We start from the raw sequence: 24,715 nt of genomic DNA, 5'->3' as shown, positions 1-24,715 counted from the left end.
TCCTTTTGAGTGCCCTAAAATGATTTACTTAATTTCGGCCTCTTAGCTTTTTAGATATAACATCAGTGGAATACGGTTACATAAAAGAAGGGAAAGTATTTAGGAATGCCTTTCTAGATTTTCCTGAAAGGGAAATAGGGGTCGTTAAGGAAAATGACGAGTCAACTTTTCAGTACTTTACAGAGAGGTTTCAGTCTTTGGAAAAGGAAATTGAGGAGATAAAAGAAAAGGTGGAAAACCAATCTAATAAAGGTTCTTATCTAATGAAGGTGACCAACCTGAAAGAAGGTCTCTCAGAGTTAGATGCCTTAGGAGACTTTGAAGCCGCGCATACTACCCTAACGACTATTGAAGGCGAGCTCAATGAATACATCATTCAGAACAGGCATAAAAACCTTCAGATAAAGACAGCTTTATTGGAAGAGTTAAAGGTGGTAGCCAAAAGTCACGAATGGAAGTCTGCCACCGCTGCGGTTAAGGAAATCCAACAAAAATGGATTAAGACTGGCGCAGTAGATGCTGAGCATAGGGATAGGATAGAAGGAGAGTTTAAAGAATTGACAAATTCATTCTTTGAAAGAAAGGCCGAGTTCTATGCTGAGTTAGAAAAGATGATGGAAGAAAAGGAAGCCGATTATGCTCAGTTTGTTGAGAAGGCTTCTAAAACCTTAGCTAATTCAGATGCATCTAAGCTTAGAGATGTTCAAAAGCAATTGATGGAAGAGTGGAAGGCTTTAGGTAAAATAAAGCCAGAAAAGCATTCAGCATTTTGGAACGAGTTTCAAGGTGTGCTAAAAAGCGCATTTAATAAGGCTAAAAAGAGTCAGTCTAATAAAAAGGCATCGGCAGAAGAAAACGAGAAGTCAAAAAGGGAGCTGCTTGGGAGTTTAGAGAAGCTCAATGAGCAAATAGTACCCGAGGTAAACCTGAACCAAGTACGAAAAGACTGGAAAAGCATAGGTTTTACATCGAAAAGTGTAACCCCCGAACTCAATGAATCTTTTATGCGGGTGTCAGGCATGTTGAGTGAAAAAATATTTTTGAACCAGCTTTTGAACAAAAAAGCCAAAAAAGGCATTTCACCAGAAGAAAGAGATAAGTTACGCATTAAGCTGTTATACGATTTGCTTAATCGTGACGTAAATGAACTAAAGACGTTTGAATTGAATGTGGAGAAATTTAATACCGCTAAAGGACTCGATAGTTTGCTCGATCAGAAACTAGAACAGCAAAAGCGCAAAGTTGAGATTAAAAGAGAGTTGTTGAAGCAACTTAAAAGTGCTCAAAATCAAGGATAAGCAAGGTTTTTGATCGACCAGAAATAGCTATAAAAAATTGAGTCTAAGCATTTGAATTTTAAATATTTATTCCATTCTTTTGCACGCCAATAAAAAAGAAGAGAAATGTACTGGACACTTGAATTAGCATCGTATTTAGAAGATGCACCATGGCCGGCCACTAAAGATGAATTGATCGACTTTTCGATCCGTTCTGGAGCTCCGATGGAAGTTGTAGAAAACCTACAGGAGCTAGAGGATGACGGTCAGCCGTACGAAAATATTGAGGAAATTTGGCCGGATTATCCTACTAAAGAAGATTTCTTCTTCAACGAAGACGAATATTAAAAGATCTTAAGCCTCGCATTTGCGGGGCTTTTTTCTTTACCACCCCTCTTGGGCAACCACCGCCCCATAGAATACCCTTCTGTTTTTTTTAAACTTTCTCCTTATATTACTCCTCTATCCACATTCGCGCTGGATTGTAAAAACATTGTTGACATTCAAACGAGTAATTCAAAATGAATTTAAACCTTAAAGCAAAGCAGGAGAGAACCTTCGATGCTATTGTGGTGGGTTCAGGAATTAGTGGGGGCTGGGCAGCTAAAGAGCTGAGTGAAAATGGCCTCAAAACACTTGTTCTTGAGCGTGGTCGCAAAATCGAACACATCAAGGATTATCACACTGCTACTATGGACACCTGGGATTTACCTAATAGAGGTACTACCCCTCCAGATGTCATAAAGGAACATTACCCTAAACAAAACAGAACTGGGTACACCACTGCAGAAGCGCATCGTCATTTCTTCGTAAAAGACAGTGAGCACCCATATCAAGAAGACTCACGTTTCGACTGGATGAGAGGTTATCACCTAGGAGGAAGGTCTATCACTTGGGGGCGTCAGAGCTACAGATGGAGTGATATCGACTTCGAGGCCAATGCTAAAGACGGTTTTGGTGTAGACTGGCCAGTGAGATACGCAGATATTAAACCATGGTACGACTATGTAGAGAAATACATAGGGGTGAGTGGAGAAAACAGAGGTTTCAAGCAATTGCCTGATGGTCAATTTTTGCCTCCAATGGAAATGAACTGCGTTGAGCAGGAATTTCAAAAAGCAGTTGAAAGCAAGTGGAACAACAGGTGGGTAACCATTGGTAGAACAGCTCACTTAACACAACCACTTTCAGTAAATCAGCCAGACCATAAAAATCCTGGTCAAAGGGCTCAGTGTTTGTTTAGAGACAGATGTATGAGAGGTTGCCCTTACGGTGGCTATTTCTCAAGTTTATCTTCTACACTTCCTGCAGCAATGGCCTCGGGTAATGCAACTGTTAAAACAGATGCTATTGTACATGAGGTAATGTACGATGCTAGCACAGGCAAAGCTATTGGTGTACGCGCCATTGATCAGAATACTAAAGAGTCTACAGAGTATTATGCCAAAGTAATTTTCTTATGTGCTTCTGCCATTGCTTCAGCTGGTATTTTGCTTCAATCTAAATCAGATAGATTCCCTAATGGCTTGGGTAATGACAGCGGTGAGCTAGGTCATAATATTATGGACCACCACTTAGGTGTTGGCGCAGGTGCGACTGTAGAAGGTTTCGAAGACAAGTATTATAAAGGAAGAAGAGCTAATGGAATCTATATTCCTAGGTTCAGAAACCTAGGGGGCAGCTCAAACATGAAGAACTTCGTAAGAGGTTACGGTTATCAAGGTTCTGCTTCTAGAGAAGGCTGGGGCCGAAACATAGCCGAAATGAGAGTTGGGCGTGTTGGCGGAAATATCAAAGATGCATTAATGGAGCCAGGAGGATGGACAATGGGCTTTATGGGCTTTGGAGAGGTTCTTCCGCAGCATAAAAACTATATGTATCTAGACGAGAACAACAAAGATCAGTGGGGACTACCTCAAATGAGATTTGATACGGCCAACTTCCATGAGAATGAGTATGAAATGAGAAAAGATATGGCAGCAGCAGGTGCAGAAATGCTAGAAGCAGCCGGTTTTAAAAACGTTTATACTTACGATAACGGTCCTAATATGGGCTTAGGAATTCACGAAATGGGAACTGCAAGAATGGGTAGAGACCCGAGAACTTCTGTAGTGAACAAGTGGAACCAAGTACACGAATGTAAGAATGTGTTCATGACAGATGGAGCATTTATGACTTCTGCTTCTTGTGTGAATCCGTCATTAACTTATATGGCATTTACTGCACGTGCAGCAAATTATGCGGTAGATCAATTGAAAAAAGGAAAACTGTAAACCATGGAAAGAAGAGAAGCACTTAAAAACTTAGGTTTCGGCTCAGCAGCCATATTTTCTTCCAGTATGTTGTTTGGAGCACTGCAAAGTTGTTCTCCTCAACCTACGGTTGATTGGGTTCCTGTAGCTATGACTGCCGAACAAGCAGCTCAGTTAGAAAAGATATGTGAAGGTATTTGCCCTAAAACAACAACTCCAGGGGCTACTGAAGCCGGAGTGGCGAATCACATCGACCAGGCCTTGTCTGCGCTAAGAACAGATAGAGAGGTAGGTTATTTTAAAGATGGTATGGAAATCTTTGTGAAGAATTTCGATGCCAATCAAGAAGTGAAATTCAATAAAGCTACAACCGAACAGGTTACAGCAGCTATCAATGAGTATTTTAAGAAGTATGACGAAAACCCTGAAATTCTTCAGAACCTCAGAAACGGTATGCGCGATGAGGGAGAGAAATCAGGTGAGTTTTTAGAGACTTACTTTGTAACTCAGGTGGTAGACTCAACCTTCCGCAGCTACTTTACCAGCGAATTAGTAGGCGAAACAGTATTGCCATACGACCCTATTCCGGTAAAATATGAAGGATGTCTTCCATACGAACCAGGGCAAAAGCTTTGGTCTAGTGTGTGATCATCATAAATCGAACGAAAAACCCTGACGCTTTTGTCGGGGTTTTTTGTTTAAATTAGCCTGTCATGAGCTGCATTAGGCCATTTTTTAAGAAAGTATTTCTGTTTTTTATACTGATATGTTTAATGCTGCCCATTACAGTGTCAGCACATCATTTTCTTGGCGAATTCGGGTCTTTCGAGTTAGCGTTAGCCCCACAAGATACGGCTGTTGTTGTTACTGGCTCTTCCGGTGAGCCGATGTCTAATTTGGAAGCAACCACCTTTCAGGGTGATACAGACCTAAGGAGCCTATTACTAGGGAGTTTCTACGGACTCATGGTGGTGATGATTCTCTATAACTTCTTCATCTACCTTTCACTAAGAGATCGGGTTTATCTGCTTTACGTACTTTCTACCACCTTTGCTATGCTCACCACGGTTTCTACCAATGGCTTAGGCGAACAATATTTGTGGCCTAAATACGAAGGAATAGATGGGGAGCTTTACGTCATATTTGCAGGTATCAGCATGGCCTTTTCCAGTCGTTTTGCTGCAGAATTTCTCAATGTTTCGAAGTTCAGCCGCAGGCTAGATAGGCTGTTGTGGCTCATTGGTGCTTTGAGCATTCTCATGTCGGTATTATGTGCACTTATTGGTTTAAATCCGATTTATGGTTTTGCCAGGTGGTTAGTGCTCATTTCTTTCCCCACCCTTCTGGCTACGGGTGTCTATATATACAGGAAGGGATTCAGGCCTGCTCTTTTTTATATTATTGCCTGGGTGCCTTATATTCTAGGGGTACTCATTAGAACCATTCATGGGGCGGGGATTTTACCAACCAATTTTTTCACTCTAACTGCTGTGGAGCTGGGGGGGGCTATGGAAGTCACCCTACTTTCACTGGCCTTGGCCGATAGAATCAGGCGTATGCGCCAGGAACTTAGGCAAAAGGAAATGGAAACAGAGCGTTTTAAGAGAAGTCTGTTAGAAGAACAAAAGATGCTTCTTGAAAAGACAGTGGATGAAAGAACAAGTGCTTTACAAGAAGCCAACCAAACAAAAGATAAATTCTTCTCCATTATTGCTCATGATTTGCGAAGCCCTATGATTGCCCTTCAGGGTGTAGGCCAAAAGTTAGAATATTACATTCGAAAGGATAAAAAGGAGAAACTTTTAGACCTAGGTGCTAAAATAGATCACTCTACCGACCATATAAACCATTTGCTCAATAACCTACTCAACTGGGCTAGCACTCAGAAAGGGAATATTCCATATAGGCCTCAGCGGCTTTTGATTTATGACATGATCAAGGAGACTTTTCTTTTGTATCAGTCGCTGGCAGAGAGTAAAGAGATAAAAATGCTTAATCAGGTGTCGGCTCAAGCCACAGTTTATGTAGATGAGGATACCATGGCCACAGTAATCCGAAATCTGCTTAGTAATGCTATTAAGTTCAGTCCAATAGGAGGTAGTATCTATTGTAGCTCTCATGAGCAAGAAGGTATGTTGGTTTTGGAAGTTAGAGATGAAGGAGTGGGTATGTCGAACGAAAAGGTGAATGAGGTTTTAAATGGTAATAGGCTTATTGCCTCAACTGGCAGCCGTGGAGAGAAAGGTTTTGGGTTAGGGCTTCGTCTTAGTAAGGAATTTATTACTTTGAACAAGGGTAGGATGGAGGTGTGCTCCGAAATCTCAAAGGGAACTGCTTTTTCGGTCTATATGCCTTTGTATTAGGGAGGTGCTCATGGTTGGGTTTGAGTTTTAAAACGAGTTTGGGTCTTTCACAAACCTTAAAATGCTACGAATTAGTAACTACAGACTGTATTTAGTCTTTTCTGTCTTTTTTCTGCCATGTCTTTCGGTGGACTTATTTTCACAGAGCTTGCAAGATGAGGCTAGAATGGCAACCTCTAAAGATCAAGTAGCGACAGAGCTTTCAAAGCTGGGGCTATTGCTTAATACCGACCCCCAACTAACCAGAGAGATCAGCGAAATTCTACTCCATAAGGCGCACGATCTAGATAATGATCTGCTAGAAAATGAAGCCAAACTTTGGCTAGGAGCCAGTTTGTCGTCAATAGGTAAGTACGACTCTTCCATTATAGTGTTAGACTCTTGGTCTATGCACAATGTTAAAGAGGGAAATATCAATTACGTAAAGCGGAATTTTCACAAGGCAGTAAGTCATTATTATTTAGGAGAATATTCAACAGCAGTAGATCTGTTTTTAAGTACTGCAAATGCCCATGAGTTGACAGAAGAACCCAAATTTCATGGACGTTACTTTCGAGTTTTAGGAGAGGTATACCGTGCTGCAGACAATCTCAACCCTGCTCTGGAAAACTTAGAGAAGGCTTTAGGGATTTGTGAGGAGGCACAGGACACAATAGGGGTAGCTGCCACACTGAATAGACTGGGGGTGGTCTACTATCAGAAAGAAGAACACGAAATTGCCGAGAAGCTACTTTTACAGTCTTTGGATATCTCCCAGCAAGCTGGTTTAGATGGAGTGGCCGCCAATAACTTCAATGATCTGGGAGAACTTTATTACGCCACCAAGGAGTATGAAAAGTGTCTCGCTTTATATGAGAGAGCCCTTCAAATGGCCCAAGATGAGAGTACACGGATCAATACCCTTAATAATATAGCCCGTTTAGACTGGAATTTGGGTAGGTTTTCAGAGGCTGTTAACAGGGCAAAAGAAGCATTGGCTTTGGCAGAAGAAATGAACATTCTTACTTACAAAGTAGATGCTACAAAGATTATTGCCGATAGCTATGAGGATATGGGCAAATACGTTGATGCCACGCACTTCTATAATATTTATATTAATTACTTGGAAACACTGTTTGAAGAAGAACAGACCAAGCAAATAGTAGAGCTGGAAACTCAATATCAAACGGCACAAAAGGAGCGTGAGATTGAGAATTTACAACTCCAGCAGCTGGCCGAAAAAGAGAGGCAGCAGCTCTATCTCATTGGTTTGATAGTTGTTGCGCTATTTTTGTTGATACTTCTGATGTTGTTCGTACAGATAAGAAGGAATAACCAAAAAATTAGTCTCCAGAACCATAAGCTGGAAGAACTTAATGCTAGCAAAGATAAATTCTTCTCCATTATTGCTCATGATTTGCGAAGCCCTATGATTGCCCTTCAAGGTGTAGGCCAAAAGTTGGAATACTTTATTCGGAAAGAAAAGCAAGAAAAGATACTCGAGATGGGCGGAAAGATAGACCGTTCTATTGATCAGCTTAACCATTTGCTGAACAACCTGCTTCACTGGGCCGCTTCACAAACCCAAAGTGTGCCACATCATCCAGAACATTTTGATGCATCGAAAATTATCGAGGAGAATTTGGCGCTTTATGAAGGGTTACTCGAATCGAAGAAACTGTCGGTGAGAGTGTCTAAGAACGAAGCTTATGTATATGCCGATAAGAATAAGTTTTCGACCATTATCAGAAACCTTTTGAGTAACGCCATCAAGTTTAGTTATGAGGGAGGTGTAATTGAGGTTGATTTTAAAGAAGAGAATGGCACAACAGAGATAAAGGTAACCGACTTCGGAGTTGGTATGGACTCTAAAATGAAGAAGAATCTTTTTACTTCATCCCTAAAAAGTGAGCGAGGTGTAAATCGAGAGGTGGGCTTCGGGTTAGGGCTAAAAATTGTTGATGAATTTGTTCAGCAAAATCATGGTGCCATTCAGGTGCAGAGTGCCAAGGGAGAAGGTACTACCTTCACTATTTCTATACCTGCCGAAGGTCGGGGTAAGGTAATGCAAATGAGCTTAGTAGCCAGGTGAAAGCTTTAGTGGTTTATCAATAATCCTTTGTCTTTTTGTATAATCTGAGACAAATCATGCTTCCTTCCTTTGGCGCATAAATTTGGTTTGCCAATAGTCAGTCCTACAGACTGTTCCTATAAAGAATCTCATGCTCTAATTGCTCAGATTTGTTATTTTTAACCATCAACCAAAGCAGACCATTCAGCAATGAATATTCTCATAGTAGAAGATGAGCCCAACTATGCAGATACACTCGAAATGTTTGTGGATGAATTGGGATACCACATAACTGGCTTGGCCGAAGAGGGGCAAAAAGCACTTAAACTTTTCCGAGAAAATGCCCCTGACCTGGTGCTACTAGATATTAACATTGAGGGTGAAATGTCGGGTATAGATCTTGCCCGTATTTTTCAAGCAGAAAGGCCCACTCCAGTTATTTTTATTACTTCTTATGATGACAAGGAGACTTTTAATAAGGCCAAGGAAACAGTGCCTTGTGACTACCTGATTAAACCTTTCGATCCTGATCAGTTGGAAAGGAGTATGGAGTTGGCCACAGTACGTGCTTATGCCCCGAGTCCTGATGAAGACGTATTTGAAGATAATAGGCACGTGGTTCTGGGTAAGGATTTCTTTTTTGTGAAGGAGAGAAACAAACTGGTCAAACTGATGATTGCCGATATTTTATGGGTATCAGTAGAAGACAAGTACTGTATTCTACATGCTGAAGGTAAAAAGTTCGTTATCCGCCAGTCGTTGAAGGAGTTGGCAGAAAAGCTAAACCCGCAAGAGTTTGTCCAGACTCATCGTTCTCACATCGTAAATATCAAGAAGGTAGAAGATATTGACCTTGCGCAATACACAATTGCTATTGCTGGAGAAGAAATTCCACTTGGAAAGTCTTATAAGGAGAATTTGCTTTACAGGCTACAGACGCTCTAGCCATTCTAATCCCCGTATTAGTCCTTTTGCGCACAGTATCAATGACTTGGCGCACATTTCTAGGTGGTTTGTGCACCTTTAGCCATTTAGTATCCGGGTGTTTTACAATTTTAAACCGTGCTAATCAGTAAACACACACAATATGAATTCAATAAGTATAATTGGTGCTTGCTATGGTGCCTATGGCGAAGCTGCTAAAACTTTTGATGTAACCTCAAAGGTTCAAAAGCTGATTACCCGTTCTGGGGATAGTTTGGAAGTTGATAATCATATGTTTAATGACCCTTGTCCAGGTCACAGTAAACATTTTGGAGCAGTTTACAAGGTCAATGGACAAACGAAAGCGGTAGCCTGTAAAGAAGGTCAACTTGTAACTTTTGCTTGACACCCTTTAAATGCAGATATGAGCAAGGTGAAAATTATATCGGCCGCTTACGGAACAAAAAGTGCAGCTTTGGTAGTAACCGAAAAGGTTCAAAAGTTGGTAGATAAGGGTGAGACAAGGATAGCAGCTTCCAATAAGTTGTTTGGCGACCCGAGCCCTGGTCATACCAAACACCTAGCTATTAATTATTCATTTAACGGAGTGAAATTGGCTGGTGCTTGTAAGGAGCATCAAACTGTTGCAATAGCTAGTTTCCCAAATGCTAATTGGATGTCCAGGATTAACGGAAATAGAAGATTGTCGGAAATTAATATGCCGGGCACTCATGATTCATGTGCTCTTTTCGGAGGTTTTATGACCCAATGCCAGGAGTTCTCGATAGCTGCTCAGCTCATTTTGGGCGTGAGGTTTCTGGATATTCGATGCAGACATCTCAAAGATGTGTTCACCATACATCATGGATCTGTATATCAAAAGATCAACTTCGGAGATGTTGTGCAACAGTGTATAGATTTTCTAATAGAAAACCCGAGTGAGACCATTGTAATGGGTGTTAAAAGAGAGTGTAAGGACGATCCTAAGTTTTGGGAAATCGATGCCTGTAAAGATGAAGGCAACACGCGTAGTTTCGAATCTACTCTTGAACACTACATGCATGGGTCGGGTAACCGTTGGTATGTGTCAGACACTATCCCCAATCTGGAAGAAGTCAGGGGTAAGATTGTGCTTGTTCGTAGGTTCGATGGTAAATTGGGCATACCAGCCTATAATGGGTGGAAAGGAGACAGCACCTTTACTTTGAATGATGATGCGCCTTCAGAAACAGCACTTAATAAAATTAGGGTTCAGGATTGTTACAAAGTGGCGTATTTCAATGGATATGATGAAAAATGGAGGAACATTGAGAAACTGTTGAGTGAAGCAGCCAAAGGAAGTACTAATGTATGGTATTGGAATTTTGCTAGTGGTACTTCACCAGGCGTCCCTGACTTAAATAACCCTAGATCTACTGCTATTGGCAAAGGGGGGATGAACAATCGGCTAAAGGAACATTTGCCTGAATGGGGAAAAAAGAGAGTAGGTACGATTATTTTAGATTTTGTTTCGGATGACGGACTGCTTGATAAGATCATTGCAATGAATTAGGCCACTATAAATCAATATGCTATGCAACCAATGAGTAAAAGTGATTTACAAATAGGAGACATTCTCATTTTTGAGAATTTCGATTTTAGTTTAGATAAATTTTTCAAAACCTGGGAGAAGGAAGGTGCAGAGAAAGCCGCATTCTATTTACTGGTTTACCTTATTCCTTGGTTTGACCCTGGCAAAGAAGGTCAGAATTACAGAAACATATATCATGCAGCTATTTGGGGGCATGTAGATATTAATTTTGGCAAGAATACCTTTCCAAAAGTGATGGATTGTGTTGTTCAGGCCGGAAGTCACGGCATAGGTGCAGCTACTTTGGAATCGACATTGAATGCAGACTCGGTGGCTAAACTCTATGTATACCGAAGGAAAGGTGATTTGGATACTGAAACAATCAACAAAGCCATTAGCGATTTTTACTATGATGGCTCCATTAAATATTCCTATTCAACCGCGTGGATGCTGGCAGTGATTTGCTCCATGCGTTATAAGGATGGAGAAATTCGAAAGGTTATTCTGGATAAAATCCCAAATAGGTTTATTGCTGAGTCGGTCATTGTGGCGATTACTTTACTCATTAACGAATACAGTGAAGGACACCAAAAAGATATGATTGCCTGCTCTACCTTGGTAGCCATGTGTTTAAAAAATGCTGGTTATCCCATTCATGTAGAGCCATTAACTGAATCTCCCGAGCTTATTTTGGATGATCAACTCATGGCAAGTTCCGTTCAACCTGAAATACAGCTTCTGGGGTCAGTTCCAGAGATCAAGCGCACACCAATTGAAGAAACCATTATTACTCCGAGACAGCTTTTTGAATCTCCAGATGTAGAACTTGTGGGGTGCTTTTCCCGGTCGAATTAGGTCTTCATGTGATGTTTAAAAATAAAGCTTAGGAGCCATTTAGGCTATTGAGAATTTGTCTCCGTTCTGTAAGGAATCGTATCTCTGGAGTTTTCATTTTCCAACTATCGGTGACCACTGGTTATTTTCGGCTCCTGACTCCTGACTCCTAACTCCTGACTCTTGGCTTCTGGCTTCCAGCTTCATTCTTCCAACTCCTGGCTTCCGTCTTCCGTCTTCCATCTTCCGTCTCATTCCACCCCTAGCCCCTGAAGGGGCAGCACTTTAGCGGTTCAGTAACGGCCTTCGGCACACCTGCTTCTAGCTCCTGGCTTCATGCTTCCGTCTTCCGTCTTCCGTCTTCCGACTCCCAGCTTCCGTCTTCCCGCTCCAGCTTTCAATAAACCATGAACCACTTTCACGCCCAAAAATCTGCAGTTCGCGCACAATTTTAATTTTTAGGCAATAAATGGCCGCACTTTCATATTGGATTAAACCTCAATCGAAATGTGTGCCTCAACCACTCAAAAGACCATAATACTACACAAAAAGAGAGTTTTAGTGTTAGCATTCTTCTTTATCGCGTCACTACCAAACACCATTTTTTCACAGATTAAGTTCACCATTAGTGCCCCTAGCACAACGTCAACTACCATTACGGTAACTGGGTCTGGTTCTGCTACCACGAATAGTAGTGCCAACTCATGGGTCATCTCTAACGGCTTCAATCAAATATTCGGGAACTCTTCTTTTAATATTGTCACTTCCAGCATCAATTTCAGAACCTTTGGTCTTACAGGTAACCTGCAGCTTACTGATGGTGTAACTCCTGTTAACTTCAGTGCCATTGTATTGGATGATGATACGGGTAGTGACTATGATGACTTTGCACTAAACGTGAGCTCATCAGTTTCAACTTCAGCGAATACTTTATATACCCTTTCGGGAAGTGCCACTTTCGATATTTCCGGTATAGCCACTTTTGCGGACTTTTTCACAGGCACTTTCTCCGGAACTTTCGATGAAACTCAGGCTGGCTTTGCCAATTTTGGTACTTCGGATATTATTATAGAAGTAGTGGAGGGCTCCAATACCCTAAGTTTTCCAACCGATGAGTTTTCTGGTGGTTACGATACGGACGGAGTGGTTCAGAAGTCTACGGTTGACTTTGGTGATGTTACCCTCAAGACAACAGATGATGGTACAGGAACAGCTTTTGCTTCTTTAACAGGCATTACCGGTAATCTCAATAGAGGTTTTGCACATGGAAGTGTTATAGCTGGTAATGCCACTATAGATGGTTTAGGCTATGTATCAAATGCCGGAGATGGCGCGAATGGACAATGGTTTGTATTTGCTACCGACAATGGCACAGAGTTTAAATTGGCCAGTCTGGATATACAAGAAACCTATGATTACATAGCCAACATAGAAATACTGGGCTTTCTAGATGGTAGCGAGGTAGTAAGCGAAGAAGTGTCTATTACAAAATCCAGTACGAATACTGGTATTACATTGACCTCAAGCCTTTTCGAATATGTCGATGAAGTAAGAATACGACAGAAAACAGCGGGCTTTTTTGATGGTGGAGTTCCCGGTATTGAAGGAGCTATATTCGATAATATAGTGCTGGAAGCCCCGGTAGCTCCTAATGTTGCTCCCACAGCTAGCGATGTGAGTATTTCTGGTACTTTCGCTTTAGGGCAGCAATTGACAGGAAATTATACCTATGCAGATGATGACAGCGATGTGGAAAGCGGTTCCACATTCAAATGGTACAGGTCCGATGATGCCTCTGGAACCGGAAAAGCAGTCATTGCAGGAGCCACAGCCCAAACTTATACCCTGGTAGCCGATGACGATGGTAAATACATCAGCTTTGAGGTAACCCCTAATGATGGTACAGAGGCAGGAACTCCGGTTGAGAGTAGTCTGGTTTTCGAAATTGTGGAAGTGTCTTCAATTGTACGTCAAACACCATCGGACGCCACTACAAGCGAAGACGAAGTGACTTTCAGAGTGACCTTCACTGATGATGTGCGCTATGTCAGTACTGATGATTTTGTTTTAAGTGGAACTGCTGCAGCAGATGGAACAGTGTCTTCAGTAACAGCTGTTTCTTCAAGCGTTTACGATATAAAAGTCACGGGCATTACTAACTCTATCGGAACTATCAATCTTGACCTGAAAGGGGTAGATGGCGCAGGAAGTAACGATATTGCTAAAATCCCATCCCAATTAGACGCTAGCTCTACAGCAGATCTCCAGATCACCGACTCTCCGGTTTTCGGTCAGTCTTTCAGGGCCAATAACTCTGGTCTTTTGTTAGATGTGGTATTAAAAAAAGGCACAGGTCATAGTCACAGTGGAGCGGGTACATTAGAGCTAATCTCAGGTGAAGGTTACGGAGGAACAGTGTTAGCCACTGAAAACATACAAATTACTTCCGCACAGACTGAGGTGACCTATTCATTCAGTAGTCCACCAAGTGTAACGGCAGGAAGCACTTATACCTTTAGAGTTAATATTCCAGGAGCTCCATCGAACAGTATAGGGTTTTCGGCCCAGGTAGGGGCTGGTTATTCAGGCGGAATTCTTTATCAGGCATCCGCTCTTTCAAGTGCAGACTTATATTTCAAACTCTTTGTCTCTTCTGGCCCGAGTGAAGCACTTGGTAGCACATTGCCTGCCACTGATGAAACATACACCATCTCTAATCCTCCGGTAGCCAGTAATATTGACATTACCGGGACATTGAACGTAGGTCAGCAATTGACAGGTACCTATGATTTTAGCGACCCTCAATCGGATACCGAAAGTGGGTCTTCTTTTAAATGGTATAGGGCAGACGATGCATCTGGAACCAATAAGGCAGCTATAGCTGGGGCAACAGGTACCACCTATACCCTGACTCTAGCCGATGGAGGTAAGTTCATTAGCTTCGAAGTAACCCCCTCGGATGGAACTGATACCGGAGATGCCGTAGAAAGTGCAGCTTATGAGGTGCCAGCAGCAATTACCGTTCAGTCTATAGCCAGGCAAACACCTGGTACTGCGAATGTGAATGCCGGTACCGAACCTGTTTTCAGGGTCACTTTCAGCGAAAATGTTCGCAATGTCAGTGCCGATGATTTTACCCTCAGCTCAACAGTAGGTGGAGCGGTCTCTTCGGTAAATGCAGTAGATGCCAGCATTTACGATGTAACGGTTAACAATTTAAACAATGTGGATGGCACATTGAGCCTGAAGGTGAAAGGTATCGATGGAACAGCAGGCACCAACAATATTACAGGAATTGGCTATAGTAATGGAGTCGCTACCATTCAGCAGACTGGGGTGAATGATTATCTCAACCAGTCAAAATTAGGGCAGACTTTTACAGCCACCACCAACAATTTCCTAACGGCCTTTACTTTGTTTCCAGAAGCAGGACAACACGGTTTTGCAGGAACGGTAACGCTGGAAATTCACAGTGGTGATGAGAGCGCAGGAGGTTCAACTGTACTTAAAACTGAAACCGTAGAATTCACAGCCAGTACCGATGCGGCAGGACAAACCATACAATTGTCTGATCCACCACAGCTTACTCAAGGCGAGACCTACAGTATAGTTTTGACGAATTTTTCGGGTAGCGGAAGCCATGCATTTTCCTCTTCTACTAGTGGTAATTATGCAGATGGGCATGTGATTTTTACAGGCTATAACTCTGGAAGCCATAGTGCCTTCGATCTTAAGATAGATATCTTTGAGGGTGCTCAAACCGATGGAGAAGCCTTACTCGACTTGGCGCCTGGCACCGAGGAAAGCTATACTGTGCAAGCCGATAATATATCTCCTTCGGTTACTATTACCAGTAATGCATCCAATCCCCAAAGTGGAGCATTCACCGCTACCTTCACCTTCTCTGAGGCCGTAACAGGCTTTGCGATTGACGATATCACAGTTGGTAATGGAGCTGCCAGTAATTTCCAGACCACCAGCGCCAGCGTGTATACAGCAACCATAACACCGGCAGCCGATGGAGAGGTAACCATAAATGTAGCAGCAGACAAAGCAGCCGATGCTGTGGGCAATAACAATACTGCTGCCACGCAATTGAGCTTAACCAATGATGAAACCGCTCCTACCGTAACTATCTCAAGTGACGCCACAAATCCACAAAGTGGAGCATTTACAGCCACTTTTACTTTTTCTGAAGATGTAACCGGTTTTGAAGTGGGCGATATCACTGTCGGTAACGGTGCAGCCAGTAATTTCCAAACTTCGAGTGCCAGCGTTTACACGGCCACCATAACTCCGGCTGCAGATGGTGCAATTACAGTAGATGTTGCCGCCAACAAGGCCATTGATGTAGCGAGTAATAACAATGTTGCTGCCACACAACTCAGCATTACGAATGATGAAACGGCACCATCAAGAGTTTCCGGTTCCATTGTAGGCAAAACTTATGGCCTTAATCAGAACATGGATATTACCGTAGAATTTAATGAAGCAGTGGTGGTTGAAACTTCCGGAGGAACCCCTTCGATCAATATCGCTATGGGTAGCCAAAACAAGACCGCTACCTATTTAAGTGGTTCGGGAACCACTACTTTAACTTTCAGATATACCACTTTAGCTGGTGATACAGATGGCAACGGAGTTACGTTGGCTGCTATTGAATTAAATGGGGGAACCATAGCCGATGCAGCAGGTAACAATGCCTCACTAATAGGCACTTATACCGGCCAGGCCGATGTTAGGGTGGATACAGTTGTTCCTACCGTCAGCATAAGCAGCTCTGCTGATCCCACCAGTGGAGCATTTACAGCTACTTTCACTTTCTCGGAAGATGTAACTGGCTTTACAGTGGACGATATTGCGGTTGGCAATGGAGTGGCTAGTAACCTGGCTTCGACAAGTGCTAGCATATACACAGCTACGATTACCCCAAGTAGTGATGGGGCTGTTACAGTAGATTTAGCGGCAGATAAGGCAGCGGATGCAGGTGGCAATGGCAATACCGTTGCGACACAACTAAGCGTTACTAACGATGAGACCCAACCTACCGTCACCATCACCAGCACCTCTGCTGGGCCTGTTCTAGGTCAGTTTGATGTGACCATTACTTTCAGCGAATCGGTTACGGGCTTTGAAGCGTCTGACCTTCAACTGAGCAATGGCTCCATTGCTACCGGAACATTCAGTGGTTCGGGAACAACCTACACAGCCACCATTAATGGCAGTGACCAGGGAACGGTTACTGTAGATGTTGCAGCCAATGTAGCGACAGATGGCGTAGGCAACGGGAATACTGCAGCTACTCAGTTCAGCATTTTCAATGATATTATTTCACCTTCATTAACCATTTCTACTTCGGCTAATGACCAGACCAATGCTGCTTTCACTGCTACCTTCACTTTTGATGAAGCAGTGACCGGATTTACAGTGGGTGATATTAGTGTAGGTAATGGCGCGGCTAGTAACTTCAGTGGTTCAGGTACCACTTATACCGCCACCATTACGCCCGATAGTGAAGGAGATGTAACCGTAGATGTAGCCCATAGTATTGCAGAAGATGCTGCTGGTAACTTCAATAATTCGGCCACCCAATTGAGCTTGACTTACGATGCAACATTACCAACCTTGGTGAGTGCCACAAAAGATTCTGACACACAAATTACCCTCACTTTCAGTGAGGTGGTAGAAATAGCAGGTGCCGCTAATAGCAACTTTACGATGGCTGCCGAAGACAATAAGAGTTATAGCGTAACGTCCATTTCAGACGGCACAGCGGGTGATAACCAACTCATACTCAGCTTTGATGACCTAAGTACCGCCATTCTGGAACTCGTGATCACTTACGAGGCTACCACTGGTAACATCAGTGACCTGGCTTCCAACCATCTGGCCGATGATCCAACAGGTGTGACCATAACGCTCAACCAGTTGGCGGTAGCCAGCAATGTGGCGTTCAGTGGAGAATTGCAGATTGGTGAAGTGCTTTCAGGAACCTACAATTACACCGATCCTGATAATGACACGGAAAGTGGTACCACTTTTAAATGGTACAGATCGGATGATGCTTCAGGAACAGGCAAGACAGCCATTGCAGGAGCAACGGCTCAAGCCTATACCACTACAACTGATGATACTAACAAATACCTGAGCTTTGAAGTGACACCAAACGATGGCAAGTATGCTGGAGTGGCGGTAGAAAGTGCTCTGCAGGGTCCCATCAACAATGCACCTAATGCTACCAATGTAGCTATTTCAGGAACCATGGAAATAGGTCAGGTAATTACCGGAACTTACGACTTTAATGATGATGAGAACGATGCCGAGGCAGGAAGTACTTTTAAATGGTATCGTGCTGACGATGCAGGAGGTACTGGAAAAGTTGCCATTGCGGGAGCTACAGCCAAGCAATACAGTCTCACCGTTGACGATGCTAACAAGTACATTTCATTTGAAGTTACTCCATCCGATGCTTATCATGCTGGATCGGCAGTAGAGTCTGCTCTGCAACTGGCAAGCTATGGAACCCCTGTGATTACTGCATTTAACCAGGCCCGTGGCATAGAAGGAGGAACCATGACCCTCACAGGTACAGGCTTCACTGGAGTAACTGGGGTCGCTTTTGGTGGAGTGGCTGCCACCAGCTTCAATGTGGTTTCAGATACCGAAATGACCGCAGTAGTCGGTGCCGGTAATTCAGGAAGTATAGCGGTGAGTAACCCAGATCATGCTGGTACTATCGATGGCTTCGTATTCATTAATACCGACACCAATATAGAGGACTTTGAAATTTGCCAGGACTGTTTGCCTGTTACCTGCGATGCACTGGAAGGTGGAGAAAACTGCGAGATCGATTACCAGTTTGTTTCAGGTGGCGCTACGGCCACGGCAGGTTTCGATTTCCAGCCAAGAATTTTCCTTACCAATATGGTCATAGACCCTGCTTATGATTACAGTATGAAAATTCAGATTGAATCGTTGACAATTTTCCCAGGTTCCAAAGGCATTTCTTTAGGATTGGTGCGGGTAAAAGACAACGGAGAGATATATGGTGATCTAGCACACGACATTGGGCAGCAAGCCAATGAATATGGCTATATAAGTACTACAGGGGAGAAATTTTCAGATGGTACCTTAAGTGCATTTGGAAGTGGTTATGCCGTAGGAGATGTTCTCCTACTGGAGTATAAAGCGGCAGATCAGTCTTTAAATTATTCACTGCAAAAATCTGGCGCTGGCTCCTTCGATAAACAAGGTGGGGGAGCTGCTTTCACAGGTGTAGAACCTGGATCAGGAGATGCACTGGCAGTAGCCCTGTCGCTTACCTGTTTCGGCACCTGTAATCTCACTATTATTGAAGCAGAGGACTCCAAAAGTGCTGGAAGCACTGAAATAACGGTTGCTGGAGAAACTACCGATTTTGGAACAGTAGACCCTGAGTCAGGTGATGCTACTAAGACTTTTGCCATAAAGAATGAAGGGACAAAAGTGTTGAATCTGACCAATGATCCAAAAGTGACCATTTCGGGAACAGATGCAGCCGACTTCACCGTAGCCCTTCAACCTGCATCCAGTATCGATGCTGCAGACTACACGTATTTCGATGTTACTTTCGATCCTTCAACTGAAGGCAACAAATCAGCTACGGTTACCATTGCCAATAATGATTTAGATGAAAATCCATTCACCTTTGAAATTACTGGCTCCTCGGTTATTCCAAATGTAGCGCCTACCGTTACAAATCCGGTGGTTACCGGTGATCTTGTCGTAGGCCAAACCCTGACCGGTACATACGCCTTCAGTGATGGGGACAATGATCCGGAAAGCGGTTCAGCTTACCAATGGTATATGGCCGATGATGCAAATGGCAACAATAAAGCAGCCATCAGCGGAGCTACCGGCACCACCTATGTGTTGACGAGCGACCATGTAGGTAAATACTTTAGTTTTGAAGTGACCCCAAGCGATGGACAGGTGTTCGGTACAGCTCAGGAAAGTAGCCTCCAAGGACCTGTGAGCAAAATTGCCCAGAGCATCACTTTCAACGCGCTGGATGCCAAGACCTACGGGGACGATGACTTTGAGCTTACGGCCTCAGCCAGTTCGAACCTTACTGTGACCTACACCAGTTCCAATACCAATGTAGCCACTGTAAGCGGTAGCACAGTAAGTATAGTAGGAGCAGGAGAAACCATCATTACCGCCTCACAGGCAGGCAATGACAGCTATTCAGCGGCCACTGATGTTACCCAAGTACTGACTGTAAACAAGGCTGCCTTGACAGCCACAGCCGATGATGAGAACAAGACCTACGGTGAAGCCAACCCAGCCCTGACCATCAGCTACACAGGTTTTGTGAACGGAGATGATGAAACAGATATCACCGAGCCAATCGCTAGCACAACAGCCGATGCCGGTAGCGATGCGGGTACTTATGCCATCACCCTGAACGGAGGCGCAGCCGACAACTACACGCTGGTAACAGTGAACGGAACACTCACCATCGAGAAAGCCACCCTCACCGCTACGGCCGATGACAAGAGCAAAACTTATGGCGAAGCCAACCCGGCCTTTACCATAACCTATGCAGGCTTTGTTAATGGAGATGATGAAACTGCTGTTGCAACCGAGCCAACAGCTTCAACAACAGCAGATGAGACAAGCAATGTAGGGGTTTATGATATCGTACTATCGGGCGGATCAGCCAATAACTATTCACTCTCAACAGTGAACGGAACCCTGATCATCGAAAAAGCCACTTTAACGGCTACAGCCGATGACAAGTCCAAAACCTATGGCGATGAAAATCCAGCCCTCACCATCAGCTACACAGGCTTTGTGAACGGAGATGATGAAACAGCCATCACCCAACCCATCGCCAGCACAACAGCCGATGCTAGCAGTGATGTAGGTGCCTACGCCATCAGCCTAAGCGGAGGTTCAGCAGACAACTACACGCTGGCAACAGTTAACGGAACCCTGACCATCGAAAAGGCCACCTTGACAGCCACGGCCGATGACAAGTCCAAAACCTATGGCGAGGAAAACCCAGCCCTGAGCATCAGCTATGCAGGCTTTGTGAACGGAGATGATGAAACAGCCATCACCCAGCCCACCGCCAGCACAATAGCCGATGCCGGCAGCGATGCCGGGACCTACGCCATCACCTTGAGCGGAGGCGCAGCCGACAACTATTCACTGACAACAGTCAACGGGACCCTGACCATCGGGAAGGCCACTTTAACGGCCAGGGCAGATGACAAAGAAAGGGCAGTAGGGCAGGAAAACCCCGAATTCACCATCAGCTATACCGGCTTTGTGAATGGCGATCACAAGTCCGAGATCGATACAGAGCCAACCGCTTCGACCACAGCTGATGAGACCACCGCAGCAGGTACAGCCGCCATTGTCCTGAGCGGGGGCAGTGACAACAACTACAGCTTCAACCTGGTGGAAGGTACCCTGACCATTGTACAGGCCTCTTTTGTCACCTCCGTTAGCGTGCCAGATGATGGCATCTACACCATAGGCGATGAGATGATCTTTACGGTAAACTTTGCCCTTCCTGTGACTATTACAGGCGGCCCAAGCCTACAAATCAAAGTTGGAACCGAAACGAAGGCCGCTACACTGGATGGAATAGTAAACGATAGCAATACAGCTACATTTACCTACACCATTGCAGAAGGCGACCTGGATACAGACGGTATTACCGTTGGTTCAGGGATTGACCTGAATGGAGCAACCATTGAGGACGGCTTTGGCAAGGATGCCATCACCAAGCTCAACAACATAGCCAGCACGGCCAATGTGAAAGTGGACGGAATCCGAGCCACACCAACTATTACTTCAGCAGTGAGGGATCTGACCAATGCGGCATTTACGGTAACCGTAACCTACGATGAACCGGTTTCAGGCCTAACAGCCGAAGACTTGGACATCACCAACGGTACAGCGAGCAATGTAGAGGTGGTAACTGCTGGCAGAACCTGGAACGCCACCATCACCCCGACAGCAGACGGTACTACCACCGTATCGGTGGCCAATGCAGCGGTAACCGATGCCGCAGGCAATGCCAGCGTGGCCTCAACGGCCAGTATCAGCACCACCTTCGATGGCACGGCACCAACGGTTACGAGCATTACCAGGGCAGAGGCAGACCAGGTACCGACAGGGACGGCCAGCAGGGACTTCACGGTAGTGTTCAGTGAAAATGTGACCGGTGTGGACGTAACAGACTTTGAGGCAGTGGTTACCGGAACAGCCACCGCCAATGTGAACACGGTGACAGCAGTGGACGGCAAGACCTACACAGTGAACGTGAACGGGATCTCAGGCGAAGGCACGATAGGCCTGAACGCCAAAGATGACGACAGCATCATAGATGCAGCCACCAATGCCCTAGCTTCAGCATTTACAGGAGAGTTGTACACCACCAACTTTGCAGCTACAGATATTGCGCTTTCTACAGCAAGCATTCAAGAAAACAATGCAGTAGGAGCAGAGATTGGAGCATTCAGTACTACAGATGTCGATGCTGGCGACAGCCATACTTACACTTTAGTATCAGGAACAGGAGATACCGACAATGCAAGCTTCACCATAAGTGGGGACCAGCTATTGGCCGCAGAAACCTTCGACTTTGAGACCAAAAACAGCTACAGCATCCGTGTTAAAACAGATGATGGGTTTGGTGCCACTTTCGAGAAGGCACTGGCCATTACCATCACCAACGAAGGAGAGGCGATCATAGAAATCACAGGAGAAGGCGATTTTGCACAAACAGCCTTGGGCCTTGCCGATACCAAAACCTGGACAGTGTCCAATAAGGGAGATGCGGCCACCGAGGTTAGGGTGGTCAGCTCCAGCCAAGGCTTCAGCTTCAACCCGGGCTCAGTACAGGTGAACCCAGGGGAGAGCAAGGAGCTCACCGCGGTCTTCTCGCCCACCGAAGCCAGGCAGTACACAGGAGTGGTGGTGTTCAACTTCGACATCACCAACAACATCCAGGACAACGTGATAGAGGTGAACCTGAGTGGAGAAGGGGTGATAGTGACGGGTGCGGACAACGGACAGATCAGCGAGGAGCAGATTAATGTGTTCCCGAACCCTGCGAGCAACTATGTGACCATAGACTTGAGTGAGCTGAACGGCATGCCGTTGAACATACAGATGATTAATCCAACTGGTGTGAGTAAGCTGGAGAAAGAAGGCTATGACAAGAGAGAGCTGACCATAGATGTAACCAACTTTGAAAGTGGCCTGTACATCATCCAGTTCAGTAACGAAAGGTCGCTGGTGAGGAAGAAAGTCCTAATCAGAAAGTAGTAACCGAAGTAAGTAAAATTAGCCGACCCAATTGTCCACCTTCGGAGGGGGCAGGGGGAGGACAAAACATAAAAAAGACATGAATAATAGAAAAATATACACTTTCGTACTAATGGCTGCGCTAGCCCTGTTCAGTCTTTCTTGCGATCCCGATGATGCTATGGAGCCGAGTTTACAAGAACTCGCTTTTGAGAAATTATCTGGCCAATGGACGCTGGGTCAATTCGGCAGCATTAAAGTAGATGGTTCTAACGTAAGTGCGAACTATCCTGGCTTTGCCCTGTCTTTTGCCAATGGTACTTACACCACAACCAACGCTGGCGACTTGTTTAAAGCAAGTGGTACTTGGGAGTGGGCTGGTGAGTCTGCAGAAGTGGTAAACCTAGACGATGGCAAAGTGGTAAATATTAATTCACTGACTACCTCCAAGTTTGTGTTCAGCTTTACTAAGTCCGATGGGCCAGTAAGAGCTGGCTTGTCCGGTAACTATGTGGTAACGGTAGAGAAGTAATTGGCAGACCATATTTATGTTGATTTTGAGCTCATGGCCAACGTGTCATGAGCTCTTTTTTTGTTTTCAAATATTTTTTAGAAAGTTATTCCAGTGGCCCTGAGAAGTTTCAAATTCATACTTTTTGTATCAAAAAGTATGCTCATGGTTCTCTTAAGACATTATTTGTCTTAAGACTTGATGTCTTCTTTCTTTTTCACAGAGGCAGAGTGTCTTAGCTTTGATGTTATTTCCGATTTATACAATTTTTTGTCTAGTGAAGATGCTTTTTTTGTGTTCTAAGAACCCCTCTTTCAGATGCATACTACCGTCTGTCTGAGACTCAACTAAAACATTAACGAGTTTCCCTGTTACTACTAGATCTATTATAAGCTAATGGCTTAATAATGGCGTCCTTGTTTTAGGGAGCATAACACCTTTCACCACCAAAATATATGATCAACTTTAACAGTCTCAACAAAAGCGTAATGAAAAATATGGGTTCGGCACTGGTCAATATGGCCATGATTGCATTCCCACTTTTCTCCTTTACTGAGTTAAAAGCACCTAGATTTGCTTCTCCCTCTCCTGGTACCATGGGTTTTGGATCGGGCACAGAACTTTTAGCTAGTTCAACCAATCCTAGTGCTGATCAATCGAAGAGTGCATTTTTGAATGGTTTCGATGTCTCTATGACATCATCAGATTCAAGAGTTATTGCTCTTGCTACGAGTGGAAATGGTGCAGGAACTGATGTCACTGGAGGTGGTTCAGATGCTGCTCTGACGTTTACAGGGGGGGGCACAGGAACGACAAACTCTTCAACTCTTTCTACTGATGACGGTTCTGAAGTAGGAATTACAGGGTTTGATTTTGCTTATGAACGAAACATTGGTACAGCAGCAGAAGACTTTACTATAACAGGTAAAAGAGATGGAGTGACAGTAGGTACTTTGGCGCTTTCTGTTGGTCATAAGACTTTGGCATCAGTCGATTTAACCACTCCTACGACTGGCTCGTTCGCTAATATAGATGAATTAGTCATTACTCCAGACGCTGGAATCATTGGAGGCTGGTCAATTGATGATTTGGTAATTGTAGCGGCTGCATCGGCCAACAACGCACCTACAGACATAGCGCTGACTTCAACCTCTATCAACCAAAGTGCGACTGGCATAAATGCAACAGTAGGCACGCTCTCTAGTACAGATGCAGATGGTGGTGATACCCATACCTATTCTTTGGTTTCTGGTTCAGGAAGTACTGATAATGCGAGTTTCAATATAAGTGGTAGTACCTTAAGAACAGGTGGTGCTCTAGCTGCAGGTACATATGATATAAGAATAAACACCAATGACGGTACTGATGATTTTGCCGAAGAGTTTACGATTACCGTGGTAGATAATGTAGCTCCTTCAGCCCCTAGTACCCCAGATTTAGCTACTTCCTCAGACTCTGGTAACGAAGAACATACCGCAGGGTCTACGTCAGATAACCTGACAAATGATACCACACCCGCCTTTGAAGGTACAGCGGAAGCTGGCTCTACCGTAAAAATAATATCGAATGTCGATGGAGAAGTAGGTAGCGGTATTGCTACGGGTGGAACTTATTCAATAACTACGAGCGC

At 44.2% G+C, this 24,715-nt stretch carries 14 protein-coding genes; 13 read left to right on the top strand and 1 reads right to left on the bottom strand.

Features of this window, described 5'->3' with window-relative positions; translation table 11 throughout:
• Positions 1-65 precede the first annotated feature (65 nt).
• The 10 genes from AWW68_RS00065 (at position 66) to AWW68_RS00020 (ending at position 11,291) form a co-directional block, all read left to right on the top strand.
• Positions 66-1,298, top strand: a complete 1,233-nt coding sequence (locus AWW68_RS00065) for a DUF349 domain-containing protein (protein ID WP_068215311.1) — start codon at positions 66-68, stop codon at positions 1,296-1,298.
• Between the two features lie 105 nt (positions 1,299-1,403).
• Positions 1,404-1,625 carry a DUF2795 domain-containing protein gene (locus AWW68_RS00060; RefSeq protein ID WP_017732842.1) on the top strand — a complete coding sequence of 74 codons (222 nt, stop codon included), beginning with the start codon at positions 1,404-1,406 and terminating at the stop codon, positions 1,623-1,625.
• Positions 1,626-1,798: 173 nt separating this feature from the next.
• Entirely contained in the window at positions 1,799-3,550 is a 1,752-nt protein-coding gene (locus AWW68_RS00055; protein ID WP_068215309.1) for a GMC oxidoreductase, read from the top strand.
• Positions 3,551-3,553: 3 nt separating this feature from the next.
• Positions 3,554-4,177, top strand: coding sequence for a gluconate 2-dehydrogenase subunit 3 family protein (locus AWW68_RS00050; protein ID WP_068215308.1), 624 nt, complete (start codon positions 3,554-3,556; stop codon positions 4,175-4,177).
• A 140-nt stretch (positions 4,178-4,317) separates the two neighbouring features.
• Entirely contained in the window at positions 4,318-5,892 is a 1,575-nt protein-coding gene (locus tag AWW68_RS00045) for a sensor histidine kinase (RefSeq protein ID WP_221405954.1), read from the top strand.
• A gap of 166 nt (positions 5,893-6,058) precedes the next feature.
• Positions 6,059-7,963, top strand: coding sequence for an ATP-binding protein (locus AWW68_RS00040; RefSeq protein ID WP_185101166.1), 1,905 nt, complete (start codon positions 6,059-6,061; stop codon positions 7,961-7,963).
• A gap of 189 nt (positions 7,964-8,152) precedes the next feature.
• A complete protein-coding gene (locus AWW68_RS00035) occupies positions 8,153-8,887 on the top strand; it encodes a LytR/AlgR family response regulator transcription factor (RefSeq protein WP_068215302.1) in 735 nt (244 codons plus the stop codon).
• 142 nt (positions 8,888-9,029) lie between these two features.
• Entirely contained in the window at positions 9,030-9,272 is a 243-nt protein-coding gene (locus AWW68_RS00030) for a hypothetical protein (protein WP_068215301.1), read from the top strand.
• Between the two features lie 18 nt (positions 9,273-9,290).
• Positions 9,291-10,418, top strand: coding sequence for a phosphatidylinositol-specific phospholipase C domain-containing protein (locus AWW68_RS00025; RefSeq protein WP_068215300.1), 1,128 nt, complete (start codon positions 9,291-9,293; stop codon positions 10,416-10,418).
• Between the two features lie 30 nt (positions 10,419-10,448).
• The gene (locus AWW68_RS00020; protein WP_157717451.1) at positions 10,449-11,291 is read left to right on the top strand and encodes a hypothetical protein; all 843 of its coding nucleotides are present in this window, start codon (positions 10,449-10,451) and stop codon (positions 11,289-11,291) included.
• 93 nt (positions 11,292-11,384) lie between these two features.
• On the opposite strand, the gene AWW68_RS20345 is transcribed toward AWW68_RS00020, so the two are convergent.
• Positions 11,385-11,513: a hypothetical protein gene (locus AWW68_RS20345; RefSeq protein WP_262501390.1), complete on the bottom strand. Its 129-nt coding sequence runs from the start codon at positions 11,511-11,513 to the stop codon at positions 11,385-11,387.
• A 264-nt stretch (positions 11,514-11,777) separates the two neighbouring features.
• Here AWW68_RS20345 and AWW68_RS00015 point away from each other — a divergent pair, with 264 nt between their 5' ends.
• From AWW68_RS00015 to AWW68_RS00005, 3 genes are all read left to right on the top strand, one after another.
• Positions 11,778-22,595, top strand: a complete 10,818-nt coding sequence (locus tag AWW68_RS00015; protein ID WP_068215291.1) for an MBG domain-containing protein — start codon at positions 11,778-11,780, stop codon at positions 22,593-22,595.
• Positions 22,596-22,674: 79 nt separating this feature from the next.
• A complete protein-coding gene (locus tag AWW68_RS00010) occupies positions 22,675-23,106 on the top strand; it encodes a hypothetical protein (protein WP_068215289.1) in 432 nt (143 codons plus the stop codon).
• A 434-nt stretch (positions 23,107-23,540) separates the two neighbouring features.
• The coding region (locus AWW68_RS00005; protein ID WP_221405953.1) for an Ig-like domain-containing protein at positions 23,541-24,715 on the top strand (1,175 nt) is incomplete at its 3' end.

It is taken from the genome of Roseivirga spongicola (assembly GCF_001592965.1).
In the GTDB taxonomy this organism is placed as follows: Bacteria; Bacteroidota; Bacteroidia; order Cytophagales; family Cyclobacteriaceae; genus Roseivirga; species Roseivirga spongicola.
The sequence above is the reverse complement of the archived record's forward strand: the minus strand, read 5'-3'. Positions and strand labels throughout refer to the sequence as shown.

Coding starts and splice junctions, on each gene's coding strand:
- AWW68_RS00015 (WP_068215291.1), top strand. CDS start 11,778: ATGTGTGCCTCAACCACTCAAAAGACCATAATACTACACAAAAAGAGA.
- AWW68_RS20345 (WP_262501390.1), bottom strand. CDS start 11,513: ATGGAAGACGGAAGACGGAAGCCAGGAGTTGGAAGAATGAAGCTGGAA.
- AWW68_RS00035 (WP_068215302.1), top strand. CDS start 8,153: ATGAATATTCTCATAGTAGAAGATGAGCCCAACTATGCAGATACACTC.
- AWW68_RS00040 (WP_185101166.1), top strand. CDS start 6,059: ATGGCAACCTCTAAAGATCAAGTAGCGACAGAGCTTTCAAAGCTGGGG.
- AWW68_RS00050 (WP_068215308.1), top strand. CDS start 3,554: ATGGAAAGAAGAGAAGCACTTAAAAACTTAGGTTTCGGCTCAGCAGCC.
- AWW68_RS00010 (WP_068215289.1), top strand. CDS start 22,675: ATGAATAATAGAAAAATATACACTTTCGTACTAATGGCTGCGCTAGCC.
- AWW68_RS00055 (WP_068215309.1), top strand. CDS start 1,799: ATGAATTTAAACCTTAAAGCAAAGCAGGAGAGAACCTTCGATGCTATT.
- AWW68_RS00030 (WP_068215301.1), top strand. CDS start 9,030: ATGAATTCAATAAGTATAATTGGTGCTTGCTATGGTGCCTATGGCGAA.
- AWW68_RS00020 (WP_157717451.1), top strand. CDS start 10,449: ATGAGTAAAAGTGATTTACAAATAGGAGACATTCTCATTTTTGAGAAT.
- AWW68_RS00025 (WP_068215300.1), top strand. CDS start 9,291: ATGAGCAAGGTGAAAATTATATCGGCCGCTTACGGAACAAAAAGTGCA.
- AWW68_RS00060 (WP_017732842.1), top strand. CDS start 1,404: ATGTACTGGACACTTGAATTAGCATCGTATTTAGAAGATGCACCATGG.